Genomic DNA, 18,186 nt, shown 5'->3' on the forward strand with positions numbered 1-18,186 from the left:
TCAGGTAGCCTTCTGCCCGCCGATGAGGCTACCTGAAACCCTTCTGAAAAAGGACACCCATGAAATACTGGATCGGCACGGTTTCCAAAGAGCACGTCCTGCGCGGCGTGGCAGGTGGCTTTTGCCAAGTGTGCCACGGCAAAGCCGCGCCGCTCAACCGTATGCAACGCGGCGACTGGCTGCTCTACTACAGCCCGAAAATCCGCTTAGACGGCCACGACAAACTGCAAGCCTTCACCGCTCTCGGGCAGATTACCGACGACCAGGCCTACCCGTTTCAGATGAGCGCAAGCTTTATCCCCTTCCGCCGCAACGTGGCCTATGCCGAAATCCGGCGCGAATGCCCGATTGCCGTTATCCGCACTCATCCGGAATGGAAAAAATATGCCGCCCGGCTGCGCTACGGCCATTTTGAAATCAGCGAAGACTTCTTCACCTTTGTGCGCACTTATATGCTGGCGCAGCCCGAAACCCCCGAAACCAACACCCGGCAGGAAAGCCTGTTTTAGCTGGCAGCCATGCCGAATCTGCCCCTCCATTCTTAATCTACTCAATCTAAGGCTACCTGAAAGCTTCAGGTAGCCTATAATCTGCCCGTTTGATTTATACCCTCCGCACACAAGGAATCCCCATGCCTGCCGATATGATTGCCCACGCCCGCCGTTTTTCCCTTTGGCTGTCGCGCCAGCTGGATGGCGGGCAAATCGATGTTGCACGTTTGCAGCCTATGCTCGCGCAGCCTTTGCAGCCGCAGGATTTGGCCGGCTTCGCGCCGTGGGTAGACATCGCGGCAGCGGCGGATGAGGCCGAATTGGCGCGGCAGTTGCGGCTGTTGCGCCGTTATGTGCTCGCGCAGATTATGGTGCGCGATTTGTGCGGCGCGGCTGAGCTTTCGGAGGTAACGGCTTCCATCACGCATTTGGCCGATTTTGCGGTGAACACCGCGCTCGCTTTTGCCGAAGCGCACTACACCGCGCTCTACGGCACGCCCATCGGCCGCTATAGCGACGCGGCGCAGCATTTGAGCGTGGTGGCCATGGGCAAGGCGGGCGGGTTTGAATTAAACGTGTCGTCTGATTTGGATTTGATTTTCGTCTATCCCGAATCGGGCGAAACCGACGGGCGGCGCAGCCGCAGCAATCAGGAATTTTTCACCAAGGTGGGGCAGAAGCTGATTGCGCTATTGAACGACATCACCGCCGACGGCCAAGTGTTCCGCATCGATATGCGCCTGCGCCCCGATGGCGACAGCGGCGCGCTGGTGTTGAGCGAAACCGCACTGGAGCAGTATTTGGTGGCGCAGGGGCGCGAGTGGGAGCGTTATGCCTGGTGCAAAGGCCGCGTGGTCACGCCGCACGCCAACGGCATCCGCAGCGTGGTGCAGCCCTTCGTGTTCCGCAAATATCTGGACTACGGCGCCTACGAAGCCCTGCGCGGGCTGCACCGCCAAATCCGCAGCGAAGTGAGCAAAAAAGGCATGGCCGGCAACATCAAGCTCGGCGCGGGCGGCATCCGCGAGGTGGAATTTATCGCGCAGGTGTTCCAGATGATCCGCGGCGGGCAAAACCGCAGCCTCCAGCTCAAAGGCACGCAGGAAACACTGGCCGCGCTGGCCGAAGCCGGCATCCTCGCGCCCGAAGCTGCCGCCCAGCTGCTCGAAGCCTACCGCTTCCTGCGCCGCCTCGAACACCGCCTGCAATACTGGGACGACCAGCAAACCCAAACGCTACCTGAAAACCCCGAACAGCAGCAGCTGTTGGCCGAAAGCATGGGTTTTGCCGATTACGAAGAATTTTCAGGTAGCCTCAACGCACAACGCGCCCAGGTAAGCGCTCAGTTCAACCAAACCTTAAGCAGCCCCGAAGAGAACGACAGCGAAGCCGAACAGCCGCTGGCCGGCCTATGGCAAGACGATGCCGCAGCAGCCGAATGGGCGGCGCAGCTGGCCGATTTGGGCTTTGCCAACGCAGCCGAAGCCGCCGAGCGGCTGGCGCACATCCGCAGCAGCAGCCGCTACCGGCATTTGTCGGCCCGCGCCCAGCAGCGTTTCGATGCCGTGCTGCCGCGCGTGGTGGCCGCCGCCGCCGAAAGCAGCCGCCCCGAAGCCGCCCTGCCGCGCCTGCTCGACTTTCTCGACAGCATCAGCCGCCGCTCCGCCTATCTCGCCTTTTTGCAGGAATACCCCGCCGCGCTCGCCCAAGTGGCCGAGCTCATGGCGCAAAGCCCCTGGCTGGCCGAATATTTGCAGCAACACCCCGTGCTGCTGGACGAATTATTGTCCGCCCAATTAATGGAACACCCCAACTGGCCGCAATTCATCGGCGCACTTTCAGGTAGCCTCCAAGCCGCCGGCGACCCCGAAGCCAAAATGGACGTGCTGCGCCGCTTCAAACACGCCCAAACCTTCCGCCTGGCCGTGCAGGATTTGGCCGGCCGCTGGCCGCTCGAAGCCCTGAGCGACCAGCTCTCCTACTTGGCCGACATCCTGCTCGAACACACCATGCAGCAAGTATGGCAGGCCATGCCCAAAACCCACCGCCCCATCCCCCGCTTCGCCATCATCGGCTACGGCAAGCTCGGCGGCAAAGAGCTGGCCTACGGCTCCGATTTGGATTTGGTGTATCTGTATGACGACAGCGCGCCCGAAGCCGCCGACATCTACAGCAAATACGCCCGCCGCCTCACCACCTGGCTCTCCGGCAACACCGGCGCCGGCAGCCTCTACCAAACCGACCTGCGCCTGCGCCCCAACGGCGACAGCGGCTTCCAAGCCCACAGCCTCGAAGCCTTCGCCAAATACCAGCACGAAAACGCCTGGATTTGGGAACACCAAGCCCTCAGCCGCGCCCGTTTCGTGGCCGGCAGCCCCGAAGTGGGGCGCAAATTTGAAGCCGTCCGCCGCCAAATCCTCAGCCTGCCGCGCGAAGAAAACCCGCTGCGGCAGGAAGTCGCCCAAATGCGCAGCAAAAATGCTGCCCACCCACCCCGCCCGCGAAGACAACGTGAAATACGCCCGCGGCGGCGTGGTGGACGTGGAATTCATCGTGCAATTCTTCGTGCTGCTCCATGCCCGGCAGTATCCCGAACTATTGGAAAACTACGGCAACATCGCCCTGCTCGATATGGCCGCCCGCCGCGGCCTGCTCAGCCAAGATGCCGCCGCGCGCACCGCTGCCGCCTACCGCCACTACCGCCAAGTGCAACACCGCCAGCAGCTGCACGGCGCCGGCGCAGTACAAGTGGACGACACCCTGCGCGAACACTACGAACAAGTGGCCGCACTATGGCGCGAAGTGTTCGGCGAAGAGATTCGCTAAAACGAAAAAGGCTACCTGAAAGTTTCAGGTAGCCTTTTTACTTAGCGACATTACAGCGGCAAAGCTCGGTTTGAATCCTCCAAGCGGCCTTTGCGCAGGGTTTCCAATTCATCCAGCAGTTGCAGAATCAGCGCGGTAGCGGGCACGCTGGCTTCGAAATCGCGGCTGATACGGCGGGCACGGCGGATGCGGGCGAGCTGCCAGCCGCTGAAACCGGCCTCGCGTGGGCTGCCCTGCACAGAAATGATTTCTTCCTCGATTACATTAACCACCCAATCGGCATCGCCGTCGCAGGCGCGCACGATTTCGTTGAAAGTGAGCTGAATATCTTGTTCGCGGTTCATGGTTTATCCTTTCACGCCGTAATGCTCGGCCAGCTGCCGCCAGGCTGCGCGGTCGGCTTCGCTCATGGTTTCCGGCAGGGTGATGTTGATGATGAGGTAGAGGTCGCCGGCTTCTTTGGCGGGAATGCCTTTGCCTTTGAGGCGCAGGTTTTGGCCGCTGCGGCTGTTGGCGGGAATGTTGATATTGAGTTTGCCGGCGGGCGTGTCGATGGCGGTTTTGCCGCCGAGCGCGGCTATCCAGGGCATCACATCGATGCGCTGGTACACGTCTTTGCGGTTTTTCACATACAGCGTGTCGCTTTCGCGGAAGCGGATTTTTAAATAGAGGTCGCCGTTTGCGCCGCCGTTGAAGCCGGGCAGGCCTTGACCGCGCAGGCGGATTTGCTGGCCTTCGCTGATGCCTTTGGGGATTTTCACCTGCAGGGTTTTGCGCTCGTAGGCCATTTGGCCGCCCGCGCCGAGGGTGGGCATATCGAGGCTGAGCGAGCGTTCGCCGCCGGTGTAGGCCGCAGCGAGGTCGATCGTCAGTTCGGCATGCTGGTCTTCGCCGGGGATGGGGCCGGTTTGGCGCTGGCGGCCTGCACCGGCGTGGCCGAAGGCGGAGAAGATGTCGTCGAAGCGGAAGTCGCCGCTGCCGAAGGGCTGGCCTTCGCCGAAGCGGCTGCTGTCGAAGTGGTAGTATTGCCCGAAGTCTTGGCCGGGGTCGAAACCGCCCGCGCCGCCGTGGGCGCTGCCGGCGCGGCCGAAGGGGTTGGCCAGCATTTCATCGTATTCGGCGCGTTTGGCCTCGTCTTTCAGGGTGTTGTAGGCGAGGTTGATTTCGCTAGTTTTTTGGTCGGCATCGGGGTCTTTGCTGATGTCGGGATGGTATTGGCGCACCAGCTTGCGGTAGGCTTTTTTGATATCGGCCAGGCTGGCATCTTTGGCCACGCCGAGGATGTCGTAGTAGGTTTTCTGGTTGGCACTCATATATTGGATATTCCGTGGAATGGATAAAAATTAGGAGGCACCTCTTGCGATGAACGCGAGGCTGGGCTTGCTGAGAGCCGTAGGGCAGAGGTGTTGCCGCTGCAAATACAAAGAACAAGTGGGGCTGGACATAGGGAAATCAATACGCGGTTTGCGGCGGGCAAACCCTATGTTTGCTCGATAAAGGCTTTCTTAATCAGGCTGTTTTGTTTGAGCGGTTGGGAAAGGCTACCTGAAAGTTTCAGGTAGCCTTTTCTCAGCGCATCACATTGCGCCAATCCTGTTCGAAATAATGCACCAGAATCTGCGTGTTCAAATAATTTGGCTGCACATCGCGGCGCGCCATGTCGGGCGGGAAACGGAACATTTCGGCGGCGGTGTCGGCGTTTAAAAATCGGGTGGGCACGCTGAATTGCGCGGGCACGGGGAAATCGGGTTCGCGGGCGGCTAGCACGAAGCCCCATTCGCCGAAAGAAGGCACATACACATGGTAGGGCGCGGTGGCGAGCCCGGCGGCCTCCAGCGTGGCCACCACCGACCAATAGGCATTCGGGGCGAAATAGGGCGAGGTGGATTGCACCACGATTTTGCCGCCGGGCGCGAGATGCCGCGCCACCAGCCGATACATGGGCACGGAATAGAGCTTGCCCAGCGAGAAGTTGGAGGGGTCGGGCAGGTCGATGATGATGACGTTGAACTTTTCCTGCGCCTGTTCCAGCCATTTGGCCGCGTCGTCGTTCACCACGCGCACTTTGGGGCTGGCGAGCGAGCCGGCGTTGAGGCGGCTTAATTCGGCGGAGGTGCGGAAGGTGTTGGTCATTTGCGGATCGAGGTCGACCAGGGTGATGCCCTTCACCTGCGGGTATTTCAGCACTTCGCGCGCGGCCAGGCCGTCGCCACCGCCCAGAATCAGCACGTTTTGCGCCTGCCCGCCCACCATCTGCATGGCGGGCAGCACGAGGGCTTCGTGGTAGCGGGCTTCGTCGCGCGAGGAAAATTGCAGGTTGCCGTTGATGTAGAGGCGCAAGTCATCGTGCCATTTGGTGATCACCAGGCGCTGGTAGGGTGAATGGCTTTCGTATACCACCGGGTCGCCGAAATAGCTTTGTTCGGCCAGAAAGGTGATGCGGTTGGCGGCGGCGAAGGCGGCCAGCAGGCAGGCCAGTACGATGCCGCCGCGCAGCTGGATGGCGCGGTAGCGCGGCAGCTCTGCTTTGAAGGCGCGCGCGGTGAGCACGGCCACGGCGGCGTTGAGCAGGCCGAACAGCAGGGCGGAACGCGCCATGCCTAGCCGGGGCGCGAGCACCAGCGGGAACAGCAGCGACACGGCCAGCGCGCCCAGGTAGTCGAAGGTGAGCACTTTGGCCACCAGGTCTTTAAAATCGGCCTGCCGCCGGTTCAGCACGCGCATCACCAGCGGGATTTCCATGCCCACCACGATGCCCACCACCAGCACCAGCGCATACAGCAGCGTGCGGAACGGCGCGGCAGCTAGCCCGAACACCACAAACAATACCAAGGCCGACACCCCGCCGATGATGCCCACCAGCAATTCGATTTCGATAAAGCGCGAAAGTGCGTCTTCATCACGGATGTATTTGGTGAGATGTGCGCCAATGCCCATGGCGAAGAGGTAGAGACCGATGATGGAGGAAAACTGCAAAATGCTGTCGCCCAGCAAATAGCTGGCCAGCGCGGCAATGATGAGTTCATACGCCAGCCCGCAGCTGGCCACGATGAAAACGGAGATGATTAGGGTACGGTCGGGTTTAATTTTTAACTTCATTGAAGCTGACGCTTTCAGGTAGCTTTGATTATGTGCCGAATTATATAGCAGGCAGTAGATGCTGGATGAACAACGGGCTTTTGTGTGGCATAATCAGTCGCATCATAATATAGCTGAAACACTTATTTCTTCCTACTGCGCCGGCTTGCCTGGTAAAAAATAATTGTTTCAGCTACCGCCGCCGCGGCTTCTCTTTCCACCCTGATTACAAAGGCAACCCATGAGCATTTCCCTGCAACAATATCTGTCGTACCTTCAATACCTGGCCGTGGGCCTGGGCATGACCGCACTGTTTGCCGCCGTGTATCTGCGCATCACCCCGGCCGACGAATTGAAGCTGATTAAAAACGGCAACCTGGCTTGCGCCCTTTCCTTCGGTGGCGCGCTCATCGGCTTCTGCCTGCCTTTGGCCTCCAGCATCGCCCACAGCGTTGGGCTTTTGGATTTCGTGCTTTGGGGTTGGGCTGCTGCGGCGATTCAGATTGTGGTGTATTTCGCCGCCACCCGCCTCGTGCCTGATTCCGCTGCCGAGCTGGCTGGCAATAACGTGGCCGTGGGCACGCTCTGTGCCGTGATTTCCGTGGCGGTGGGGCTGCTCAACGCCGCCTGTTTGGCGTAATAACGCATGCACAACAGGCTACCTGAAATTTCGTTTCACAGAAATTTGTCCCATTTTAGCTTCGCAGAAACTTAGCTTCCTGCGGAAACCTCGTTTTCAGGTAGCCTTCCCCTTATCCTAATCAAGAAAGGAATCCCCATGCTGGGCAATTTCATCAAGAAGCAGTTTATCGACGTTATCGAATGGCCGAATCCCGAAGAAGGGCTGCTGATGTGGCGCTTCCCCGTGGCCGACCAGGAAATCCAAAACGGCGCCAGCCTCACCGTGCGCGAAGCGCAGGCCGCCCTGTTTGTGGACGAAGGCAAAGCCGCCGACGCGTTCCAGCCCGGCCGCTACACGCTCACCACCCAAACCCTGCCCATCCTCACCAACCTGAAAAACTGGGATAAATTATTCCAGTCGCCCTTCAAATCCGACGTTTACTTCTTCAACACCCGCCAGCAGCTCGCCCACCGCTGGGGCACTTCCCAGCCGGTTACCGTGCGCGATGCCGATTTCGGCGTGATCCAGCTGCGCTCCTTCGGCATGTATGCCTACCGCATCAGCGATCCCACCGCCTTCTTCCGCGAAGTCACCGGCGTGGGCGCTTCCTACAGCGGCGAGCAGCTCGAACAGCAGCTGCGCAACCTCGCCATGACCCAGCTGGCCGCCGCCTTCGGCACCTCCGGCATCCCCTTCCTCGATATGGCTGCCAACCAAGTGCTGCTGTCACAGAAAATGAACGAGCTGCTGCTGCCTGAGTTTGCCAAACTCGGCCTCACGCTGGAAAACTTCACCGTGGAAAGCGTGACCCTGCCCGAAAATGTGCAAAAAGCGCTGGACAGCAAAATGTCGATGGGCATCATCGGCGACATGGGCAAATTCACCCAATACCAAACCGCCACCGCCATTCCGATGGCCGCGCAAAACGAAGGCGGCATCGCCGGCATCGGTGCCGGCCTCGGTGTGGGTGCCGGTATTGGTCAGGCCATGGCCGGCGCCATGAGCGGCATGACGCAGCCTCAACAGCCTGCCCAAGCCACCCCCGCTCCTGCCGCCCAGCCTGCTGCTCCGGCTGCTCCCGCCGCCGAAGACCCGCAAGCCAAGCTGGCCAAACTCAAAACTCTGCTCGACGGCAACCTGATTTCTGCCGAAGACTACGAGAAGGCCAAAGCCGAAGTGCTCAAGCAGCTGATTGGTTGATCCGCTGAGGCTACCTGAAAGCCAAGCCCCACCATCATGCCAACCACAAACCCCATACAAGTCATCGCCCAGCATCTGCAAACTCGGCCCACTTTCTCGATTTTGCAGAGGAATTGCAAGCCATTGCCGACTTGCAGGCTGTGGCGCTGGAGCAGGCTGCCGCTGATTGGGATGCGTTCAGCGCCGTGGTGAACTGCCTCCGCGATTCGCATCAAATTAACGGCATTTTCTGCCTTACGCCGCAAAACCAGCCTATCTTTCTGGAGTTTGCAGGCTACCTGAAAACCGTTGCCCAATTAGCCAGCCGTGATTATGCCCGTTTGTGCGACGGCTTCGATTTAACGGCCGCCGAGATTGCTGCTAAATTTGCCGCCAAACCGCCCGCCCTTTAGGAACCCATCATGAGCGAACCCTTCTTCAAAGCCGACTGCCCCAGCTGCGGCGCGCCCGTGCACGCGCATTCGGCCACGGTGGTTACGCTGGTGTGCGGCTTCTGCCACAGCCTCTTGGTGTGCCAGGGCGAAGACATTATCAACAGCGGCCGCGATTCTGCCCTTTTGGAAGACTTTAGCCCGCTGCAAATCGGCACGACCGGCACATTCGCCAACCGCCCGTTTTCCATCATCGGCCGCCTGCAGGCCAAATACGATGCCGGCATGTGGAATGAGTGGTATGTGCAGTTTGACGACGGCAGCAACGGTTGGCTCTCCGAATCGGACGACCAATACGTATTCACCCTGCCCGCTGCCGAGCCCTTGCAGGAAATCCCCGATTTTTCCAGCTTAGTGGCCGGCCGCAGCAACTTGGTGTACCGCAACAAACGCTTCTGGGCGGCCGACGTGCGTGATATTGTGCTGGAGCAGGCCGCCGCACAGGGCGAGCTGCCTTTTGCCGTGCCGCCGCAGATGAAGAACCAAGTAGCCGACTGGCGCTGCGAGCAAGCCTTCCTCACACTGGATTATGCCGAATCGCCGCCCGAAATCTTTATCGGGCAGGGAGTGAGGCTGGCCGACTTACAACTCGCCAACATCCGTAGCAGCGAGCAGGTGGCCGATAGTGCAGGTCGGCTAAAAGGCACACGCCAGGCCGAAAGTTGCCCGAACTGCGGCTCGCCCGTCCAATGGATTACCGGCCTCACGCCTTCCATCCTCTGCCCCAGCTGCGGCAGCGGTCTGGATGCGGCAGAAGGCAAGCTGGAATTGCTAGAAGCCAATAATAGGCGCGATGCGCAAGCCTATGCGTTCACCCTGAAAATCGGCTCGGAAGCCCGCATTAACAACCGCACCTACACCCTCATCGGCGCGGTGCGTAAAGACGAACTGGAGCCGGAAGATGCGTTCAACCTGATGTTCGGCCAAAAGCCGCTCGGCATCGTGCCCGTCGGGCGTTGGACGGAATACCTGCTCTTCGAGCCGCAGGCCGGCTTTATGTGGCTGGTGGAAAGCGGTGACGGTGAATGGAGCGTGTCGGAAACGCTCAATGTGTGGCCGCGCCTGTATGGCGATTTGTTCCAGCCGCAATGCCTACCCAAACTCTACGATTATGGTGGCCGCGTGGTTTTCGCCGCCGGCGCGTTTTACTGGCACATCCGCCAAGGTGATGTGGATTTCTACAGCGACTACCGCCTCAACAGCAACGGCAAACTCTGCGCCGAATGCAACCGGCACGAAGCCGCCTGGAGCCAAAGCACCACCGTTCCCTACCGTACCGTGTTTAGCTGGTTCGGTATCGAGAACGATACTCCGCAATACAGCACCAATATGCATGCGGACCGTCCGTCGAACGGGCTGATGCTGCTGCTTATAATAGTGTTTGTCATCATCAACGTGCCGGCGTGGTTGAATATGCTGGCTTCAGAAGAAGATGTATCCCTTGCCGCCATGCTGTCGGTGATGGTGCTGTATTTCCTGGGGAAACGCGGCAATGTGTTCAGTGGCGATGACGACGATGAAGATGAGTGAAACAAAATGTCGAGAAATACTTATTTGATTTTCAGCATCATAGCTATGCTGGTCAGCACCTTTTACAACTACAGCTTCATGGGCAGCAGCGGCAGCAACCGTTCCTACAACGGCTCGCGCGTGGGTGGTGGCTATTCTTCTGGATGGCATAAATGAGCCACAGCCCCGGCAGCCACGGTCTGCTTGACTTATACGGCTGCCCGCCTGAATTGCTGCGCAACGAAGGCTACCTGAAAACCGCATTGGAGCACACCGCCCACCACATCGGCGCCACTGTACTCGAAAGCCGTTTCCACACCTTTGGTGGCGAAGGTGGTGTAACTGGCGTGCTGCTCTTGGCCGAATCCCACCTCAGCATCCACACCTGGCCCGAACACGGTTTCGCCGCCATCGATATCTTCCTCTGCGGCCACCTGCGGCCTGAAGCAGCAAAAGAAACACTGCAACACGCCCTGGAAGCTGAACACAGCGTTTGGCAAACCCATCCGCGCGGTAGTGAGTTATAGGTTTGCGGCAGATAGATGGGAAAGGCTACCTGAAAATTTTCAGGTAGCCTTTCTTATTTAGCTCTTAATCCAAACAATCAGCGTTTGTTTGACTGATCCACGGCAGCGGTAAAAAGCACGTCGGTGGAGGAATTAAGGGCGGTTTCGGCAGAGTCTTGAATCACGCCGATGATGAAGCCCACCCCCACCACCTGCATGGCGATGTCGTTGGAGATGTTGAACAGGCTGCAGGCCATGGGAATCAGCAGCAGCGAGCCGCCGGCCACGCCAGATGCACCGCAGGCGCCGATGGCGGCAATCGCGCTTAAGAGCAGAGCCGTCCAGAAATCCACGGTGATACCCAAGGTGTGCACTGCGGCCAAGGTGAGCACAGTAATAGTGATGGCGGCACCAGCCATGTTGATGGAAGCACCCAGCGGGATGGATACGGAATAGGTGTCTTCATGCAAACCGAGTTTTTTCGCCAAAGCCATGTTCACCGGGATATTGGCAGCGGAAGAACGGGTAAAGAAGGCAGTTACACCGCTTTCACGCAGGCAGGTAAACACCAGCGGGAAGGGGTTGCGGCGGGTTTGGGTGAACACGATGATGGGGTTCACCACCAGTGCCACAAACAGCATCGCGCCCAGCAATACGGCCAACAGGTGCAGGTAGAAGCCCAGTTTGTCGAAGCCTTCTTTCACGATGGTAACCAGCACCAGCCCGAAAATGCCCAAGGGGGCAAAGCGGATGACGCCGCGCACCACTTTGGAAATGGCTTCGGCCATGTCGTTGATCAGTGTGCGGGTTTGTTTGCTGGCTTGGCGGAAAGCCGTGCCGAGCACCAACGCCCAGGCGAGGATGCCGATATAGTTGGCATTGGCCAGTGCCTGAATCGGATTGGAAACCAGGTTCATCAGCAGGTGGCGCATCACTTCGCCAATGCTGGTGGGCGCTTCATTGCTGGCCGCTTCCACGCCGCTGAGCAGCAGCTGCGAGGGAAAAAGGAAGCTCGCACCCACGGCCACTACCGAGGCAGCAAACGTGCTCACCAGATACAGCACCAAAATCGGGCGGATATTGGTGGGGTTGCCGCTACGGTGCTGCGAGATGGCGGAAGTTACCAGAGCAAACACCAAAATCGGTGCCACAGCTTTGAGCGCGCCCACAAACAGGCTGCCCAAAATCACGCCTACTTCCACCACTGCCCCGGCGGCAGTGGTGTTGCGCGCCAGTACGCCTACCAAAATGCCGAGCACGAGGCCGATGGCAATCTGCGTTACCAGCCCCAGGCTGCTGAAAAGGCCGAACGGGCTTTTCCTTTGAGTGTTGTTTTGCATACGAATCCCTAGATTGTGTGATTGTTATAGCTAAAGCCCATTGTTTTCTAGTGTATCGGCTCGCTTCAGCTATGGTTCCGGGTGAAAAAAAGGAGCCCAGTTTAACAGAAACGAACGTATCAGCACAAATATTTACCAACAGCAACTGCCTGCACGGGCCGCCTGTGGCGGGGCAGGCAAGTTTTTCAGGTAACCTTTAGATGGATTGAGGCTACCTGAAAAACACAATAACAGGCAATTTAGATAATCAAACTCAACCATACCTTTCGGGCAGCCTTTACTACCTTGATTTCTTTTGCCTGCCTTTACTATAAAACGTAAGGCAAAAATGCTAATATGCCGCCGTTTGCCGCACACACCGGCTTGATGTTTATCGATTACAGATTGCCCATGAGAACCCCACTATTTCCCCTTGCCGTGATCGCCGCCCTGCTATTGAGCCTGCCCGCCCGTGCCGACGGCAAGGCAGGAGAGGCGGCTGCTAATTCGGTGCAAAAAAATAAAGAAAAAGAATCAATCGAGCAGCCCACCACGGTTAATCCAAACAAACTGCCTTTCCCCATTTCCATCAATGCGCCTGCCGATTTGGCCGCACTTTTGCGCGAGCATCTTTCTATTATCAACCGCCAAACCGAGCCGGACGCGGATATTGATTATGAACAAATGCAGTTTCTGGCCGAGGAAGCGCCGGACGAAATCAAACAGATTGTGCGTTCGCAAGGCTATTTCCGCGCCGATATTCAGGTAGCCCCGCATGGCCGCGGTTGGCGCATCACGATAAAACCCGGGCCGCGCACGCGGGTGAGTAATGTGGAAGTGTCGATTGTGGGTAAAGTGTTGGAAGACGCCGAGCTGGCCAACTACTACAAACGCGCCATAGCCAACTGGGCCTTGCCGGTGGGCCAGCCGTTTGTGAACAGCGAATGGAGCAGCAGCAAAGATGCGGTTCTCTCCGCCGTGCGCCGCTATAAATACCCGCTGGCCTCGCTCACTGAAAGCCGCGCCACCATCAATCCGCAAACCAGCCAAGCCGTGCTCGCCGTGAGCGTGGACAGCAAACAGCCGGTGTATTTCGGCGATATTCAAGTGAGCGGCAACGAACGTTACCCCGCCTCGGTGATTACCGGCATGGCACAGTTCAAGCCCGGCGAACCCTACGATTTCGACAAAATCCTGGATTACCAGCAGGCGCTGGAACAAGACAGCCACTACAGCCGCGCGCAGGTGGAGGCTGATTTTTCCAAAATGGTGAACGACCGCGTACCGCTGTTGGTGTCGGTGAGCGAAGTGCCGCGCCAGAAGTTCGACATCGGCCTGCGCTACGATTCCAAAGACGGCCCCGGCATCCGCCTAGGCTACGAACACTACAATGTGTTCAACCGAGGCTATGTGTTTGCCGGCGCCACCGACGTAAACCGCTACGAAAAAAGCGCCAGCATCGGCCTGAGCCAGCCGCGCAACAGCAACGGCTGGTATTGGACGGGCAACATCGCCTACGACAGCTCCACCACGCAGAAGCTGGATAAAAACACCCTACGATCCGGCATCTGGCGCGTGCGCGACCGCGACGGCATCGAAGCGCGTTTCGGGCTGGAATACATCACCGAATCACGTCGCGTTGTGGGCGGCCCCGACTTCGGCCGCAGCAATGTGCTGATGCTCACTGCTGCCTGGCGCCGCCAAAACATCGAAACCCTGCTGCGTCCGGCCAACGGCTATTATTTGGAAAGCAAGGTAGGTTCCACCGTCGGCTCGCTCGGCTCGTCCGCCGTGGTGCAGCGCGTGCACGGCCGCGCCGGCTACTATTTCACGCCTGAAGAACACAAAAACATCGGCACCTTCATCGCGCGCGGCGAACTGGGCTATACCCATTCCAACCAAGATTTGGATGTGCCCTCCGTATTGCTGTTCCGCAGCGGCGGCGCCAACAGCGTGCGCGGCTACGAACAAGACAGCATCGGCCGCAAAGGCCCGAATAATTCTGTGCTGCCCGACCGCACCTTGGCCGTGGCCAGCTTCGAATATCAAAAACCGATCGGCAAAAACTTCGCGCTGGCGCTGTTTCACGACATGGGCTCGGTGAGCCACAACTTCACCAATATGAACTGGCATCACGGCAGCGGCGTCGGCCTGCGCTGGTTTAGCCCGATTGCCCCCTTCTCCTTCGATTTGGCCTACGGCCACCAAGACCGCAAACTGCGCTGGCACATCAGCCTGGGAACCCGATTCTAAATGACCGACACCGCCCTACCCGTTGATTCCGACACCCTGCCGCCCGAAGCCGAAAATGAAGCCGCTGCAGGCAACACTCCACCGAAGAAGCCGCGCCGCCGCTGGCTGCGCCGCCTGCTTTCCGCCTTTTTGCTGCTGCTCACGCTTCTGGTGGCCGCCGTGGTGTGGCTGGTGGGCACCGAATCCGGCCTGCGCTTCGGCATCACCAAAATCCCTTCCTGGTTCGGTGTGAACATCAGCGTGAAGGAATTGAACGGCAGCCTGTGGCGCGGCTTTCAAGGCAGTGGCATTCAGGTAGCCACCGAGGGTACCGATTTAGACATCAGCAGCGTGGCGCTGCAATGGCAGCCCAATGAATTGTGGCACCGGCAGCTGCACGTCAACCGCCTGGCCGCAGGTGATATCCGCATCATCAGCAAGCCCACCCCGCCCAAAGAAGACCGTCCGCCGATGAGGCTACCTGAAAGCGTGGATTTGCCCTTGGGCGTACAGATCGAGAAAATCGAAGTCGGCCGCATCCTGCTGGGCAAAAGCAACAACCCGGTGGTGGAATCCGGCGTGGTCAGCTACCAGTTCGACCACCAAAACCACAAGCTCAACATCGTTTCCCTGCGCCTGCCCTGGCACAATTTCAGCGGTAACGCCACGCTCAACACCGCCACGCCCTTCAAGCTCGACGGCCAAATCGTGGGCAGCGGCGAGCTGGACGGCAAACAAGCCGACAGCGCCGTGGCCATGAACGGCAGCCTGCAAAACCCCGAGCTGCTCGTCCAGCTGGACAACGGCGATTCCCATTTTGCCGTAAACGGCAAACTACGCCCCTTTGAGCCGCTGCTCAACCGCAAAATCGTCAACCTCAACATCGACGGCCGCCAAATCAACCCCGCATGGTTTGATCCCTCCCTGCCCGCCGCCGATTTGGTGTTCAACCTCGCGCTCAATCCCGCCGAAGAAGCCGACACCCTCGCCGGCCTGCTCGAAGTGCGCAACCAAGCCCCCGCGCCCATCAACGGCAACGGCATCCCCGTAGCCGGCATCAACGGCAAACTCAAAGTAGACACCAGCGGCAAACTGCATTTGGACAATGTCGATACCGAGCTGGCCGCCGGCGGCCGCATCACTTTCAACGGCAACATCGACAGCGCCAACCAAAACATGACCGTGGATGCCGCCGTGCAGCAATTCAAACTGCAAGACATCCTCAAACAAAAGCTCGACCTCAGCCTAGACGGCGACATCAAGCTTTCAGGTAGCCTCGGCAGCCCGCAGGCCGATTGGCAGCTTAAAGCCGGCCAAACCGCCACCAGCGGCACCTTCCAACTGCTCACCGACAAAACCAACCGCCAGCGCAGCATCCGCCTGCAACAAGTGAAAATTACTCCCGAAAACGGCGGCGAAATGCATGGCGAAGCCCTGCTCGAGCTCTTCCAAGGCCGCAAAATCACCGCCCGCGTTAACAGCACCCGCTTCAACCCCGCCGCCGTGCTGGCCGATTTGCCGCAAGGCAGCGTGAACGGCAGCGTGAAGCTCGACGGCAGCCTCGGCCAAAACCCCGATTTGCACCTCCTGCTCGATTGGCAAAACAGCCAGCTCTCCGGCGCACCGCTCGCCGGTAAGGCCGATTTGCGTTATCAAAACGACCACCTGCCCAAAGCCGACCTCCACCTTTTGCTCGGCCGCAACCGCATCCACGCCGACGGCAGCTTCGGTAAGGCAGGCGACCGCCTTAATCTCGACATCGACGCGCCCAACCTCAACCTCTTCGGCTTCGGCCTCACAGGCTACCTGAAAGCCCAAGGCTTCCTTTCCGGCGATCCCGCCAAGCTCACTGCCGACCTGCGCGGCCACGCCGACAGCCTTGCCGTGCAAAACGCCGTGCACATCGACCGCCTCGATTTCGACCTCAAAGGTTCTCCCGATCTCAACCAGCCGCTCAACATCAAGCTCGACGGCCGGAAAATCCACATCGGCAGCACCCAAATCGACAACATCAACCTCAACGCCAACGGCAGCGGCAAAAACCACAGCATCACCGGTAACAGCAGCCTCAGCCTCAGCGGCAAGCCCTTCCGCCTTAATCTGGCCGCCAACGGCGGGCTGAACAACGAGCAGCAATGGAACGGCCGCATCGGCCAGCTCGACATCAGCGGCGCCTTCAACCTCAAGCTGCTCAACCCCATCCAAATCGAAGCCGGCGCCAAACACGTGCGCCTCGACAACGCCCGCTGGGCAGCCATGGGCGGCAGCCTCAATCTGCACACGTTCATGTGGGAAAAACAAACCGGCATCAGCAGCAAAGGCAACGCCACCAATCTGCACCTGCAAGAGCTGGACAACCTGATCGGCCTGGGCAAAGACGACAAATCCGTCAAGCTGCAGCTCGTAGTGGCCGGCGATTGGGACTTGCGCTACAGCCGCGACGCCACAGGCTACCTGAAACTCACCCAGCAATCCGGCGACGTGGTTATCCCCTATCGCCAGCAGGCGCTGGGCTTGAGCAACCTCGTGTTCGACACCCGCTTCCACAGTGGTCGCATCGACAACCGCCTCACCGGCAAAACCCGCTACGGCACGCTCGACGCCTCCGTGGCCGTGAGCCAGCAGTTCGGCAATGCCATCAGCCAAGCCCCGATCAACGGCTACCTGAAACTCGACATCCCCGAGCTCGACGCCATCCGTAACCTCCTGCCCGGCGGCATGAGCGCCAAAGGCGCACTCGCCATCGACACCACCGTGTCCGGCAACGTGGGCGAGCCCCACCTCAACGGTACCGCTACCGGCAAAAACCTCTACTACCGCGACCGCAACACCGGCGTGATTCTGGATAACGGCAGCCTCAGTTCCCGCTTCCAAGGCCGCGACTGGGTGATCGACTCGCTTAAATTCACCCGCAAAGACGGCAGCGTCGAGCTCAAAGGCCGCGTCAACCTCACCGGCACCACCCCCGATGTAGACGTCAACGCCCAGTTCACCCGCTATCCCATCCTCGACAACCCCAACCGCAAGCTCACCCTCAGCGGTAACAGCCAACTGCTCTACAACCCCGGGCGCGGCATGGCGCTCAACGGCGAGCTCAAAGTGGATAGCGGCCACTTCGGCTTCCAAAAATCCAGCATGCCCGGGCTCGATGACGACGTGGTGGTGCTCGGCGAAGAAAAACCCGCCGAAACCAGCACCGCCACCCCCATCGAGATGAACATAACCCTCGACTTGAACGACAACTTCCGCTTCAGCGGCCAAGGGCTGGATGTGTTGCTCGGCGGCAAGCTCACCCTCAGCGCCAAACCTAAAGAGAATGTGCGCGCCGTGGGCACCGTAAACATCGTGCGCGGCCAATACAAAGCCTACGGCCAAGACCTCGTCATCAATAAAGGCCACATCTCCTTCGTCGGCCCCATCGCCTCGCCCAACCTCAACCTGCGCGCCACCCGCAAATACTCCCCCGTAGGCGCCGGCGTGGAAGTGCTCGGCAGTCTCGACAACCCGCGCGTGAGCCTGGTATCCAACGAGCCGATGAGCGACAAAGATAAACTATCCTGGCTCATCCTCGGCCGCGCCAGCAGCGGCAACGAAAGTGACGAAGCCACCGTGGCCGCTGCCGCCGGCGCCTTCCTGGCCGGCAACATCAACGACAAAATCGGCCTCCTCGACGACTTCGGCATGACCACCCGCCGTACCCGCAACACCCAAACCGGCGAGCTCAACCCCGCCGAACAAGTCATCACCTTCGGCAAGCGCATCACCAACGAGCTCTATCTAGGCTACGAATACAGCGTAACCAGCGCCAACCAGGCCGTGAAGCTGATTTGGCAGATCAACAGCACCCTACAGGCCATCAGCCGCGTGGGCACTGACTCTGTGGGCGGTGAAGTGCGCTACACCATCCGCTTCGATTAGCGCGCCATTCGACCAAGCTGCTGCCGCTACAAAGTTTTGGCTTGGCTGGATGTT

The 18,186-nt window shown here is 59.4% G+C and carries 12 protein-coding genes and 1 pseudogene; 9 read left to right on the forward strand and 4 right to left on the reverse strand.

The features are described from left to right. Positions 1–59 precede the first annotated feature (59 nt). Together EZJ17_RS00255 and glnE are read left to right on the forward strand one after the other, a co-directional pair. A complete protein-coding gene (locus EZJ17_RS00255) occupies positions 60–509 on the forward strand; it encodes an EVE domain-containing protein (RefSeq protein WP_067442375.1) in 450 nt (149 codons plus the stop codon). 122 nt (positions 510–631) lie between these two features. Then, a pseudogene (gene glnE, locus EZJ17_RS00260) lies at positions 632–3,317 on the forward strand (bifunctional [glutamate--ammonia ligase]-adenylyl-L-tyrosine phosphorylase/[glutamate--ammonia-ligase] adenylyltransferase). 50 nt (positions 3,318–3,367) lie between these two features. On the opposite strand, the gene EZJ17_RS00265 reads toward glnE, so the two are convergent. From EZJ17_RS00265 to EZJ17_RS00275, 3 genes are all read right to left on the reverse strand, one after another. Beyond that, entirely contained in the window at positions 3,368–3,661 is a 294-nt protein-coding gene (locus EZJ17_RS00265) for a chaperone modulator CbpM (protein WP_023887636.1), read from the reverse strand. Between the two features lie 3 nt (positions 3,662–3,664). After that, positions 3,665–4,630, reverse strand: a complete 966-nt coding sequence (locus tag EZJ17_RS00270) for a DnaJ C-terminal domain-containing protein (protein WP_067442379.1) — start codon at positions 4,628–4,630, stop codon at positions 3,665–3,667. Positions 4,631–4,886: 256 nt separating this feature from the next. Continuing rightward, positions 4,887–6,434 (reverse strand): polyamine aminopropyltransferase, encoded by a 1,548-nt coding sequence (locus tag EZJ17_RS00275; RefSeq protein WP_255361776.1) that lies wholly within the window; start codon positions 6,432–6,434, stop codon positions 4,887–4,889. 202 nt (positions 6,435–6,636) lie between these two features. Here EZJ17_RS00275 and EZJ17_RS00280 point away from each other — a divergent pair, with 202 nt between their 5' ends. The 5 genes from EZJ17_RS00280 to speD all read left to right on the forward strand — a co-directional run bounded on the left by EZJ17_RS00280 (position 6,637) and on the right by speD (position 10,684). After that, the gene (locus tag EZJ17_RS00280) at positions 6,637–7,035 is read left to right on the forward strand and encodes a DUF350 domain-containing protein (RefSeq protein WP_067442383.1); all 399 of its coding nucleotides are present in this window, start codon (positions 6,637–6,639) and stop codon (positions 7,033–7,035) included. A gap of 141 nt (positions 7,036–7,176) precedes the next feature. Then, the gene (locus EZJ17_RS00285) at positions 7,177–8,217 is read left to right on the forward strand and encodes an SPFH domain-containing protein (protein WP_067442426.1); all 1,041 of its coding nucleotides are present in this window, start codon (positions 7,177–7,179) and stop codon (positions 8,215–8,217) included. 113 nt (positions 8,218–8,330) lie between these two features. After that, on the forward strand, positions 8,331–8,609 hold the full coding sequence (locus EZJ17_RS00290) for a hypothetical protein (protein WP_067442385.1): 279 nt from the start codon (positions 8,331–8,333) through the stop codon (positions 8,607–8,609). 9 nt (positions 8,610–8,618) lie between these two features. Further along, positions 8,619–10,178 carry a DUF4178 domain-containing protein gene (locus tag EZJ17_RS00295; RefSeq protein ID WP_082886595.1) on the forward strand — a complete coding sequence of 520 codons (1,560 nt, stop codon included), beginning with the start codon at positions 8,619–8,621 and terminating at the stop codon, positions 10,176–10,178. Positions 10,179–10,330: 152 nt separating this feature from the next. Continuing rightward, positions 10,331–10,684, forward strand: a complete 354-nt coding sequence (gene speD, locus EZJ17_RS00300) for an adenosylmethionine decarboxylase (protein WP_067442389.1) — start codon at positions 10,331–10,333, stop codon at positions 10,682–10,684. A gap of 77 nt (positions 10,685–10,761) precedes the next feature. Here speD and sstT read toward each other — a convergent pair whose 3' ends face one another. Further along, a complete protein-coding gene (sstT, locus tag EZJ17_RS00305) occupies positions 10,762–12,003 on the reverse strand; it encodes a serine/threonine transporter SstT (RefSeq protein WP_067444274.1) in 1,242 nt (413 codons plus the stop codon). A 390-nt stretch (positions 12,004–12,393) separates the two neighbouring features. Here sstT and EZJ17_RS00310 point away from each other — a divergent pair, with 390 nt between their 5' ends. Continuing rightward, the gene (locus EZJ17_RS00310) at positions 12,394–14,235 is read left to right on the forward strand and encodes an autotransporter assembly complex protein TamA (RefSeq protein ID WP_067442428.1); all 1,842 of its coding nucleotides are present in this window, start codon (positions 12,394–12,396) and stop codon (positions 14,233–14,235) included. Next, positions 14,236–18,132 (forward strand): translocation/assembly module TamB domain-containing protein, encoded by a 3,897-nt coding sequence (locus EZJ17_RS00315; RefSeq protein ID WP_067442393.1) that lies wholly within the window; start codon positions 14,236–14,238, stop codon positions 18,130–18,132. The last annotated feature ends 54 nt before the right edge of the window (positions 18,133–18,186 follow it).

Origin of the sequence: Eikenella exigua (assembly GCF_008805035.1) — a bacterium.
GTDB lineage: Bacteria > Pseudomonadota > Gammaproteobacteria > Burkholderiales > Neisseriaceae > Eikenella > Eikenella exigua.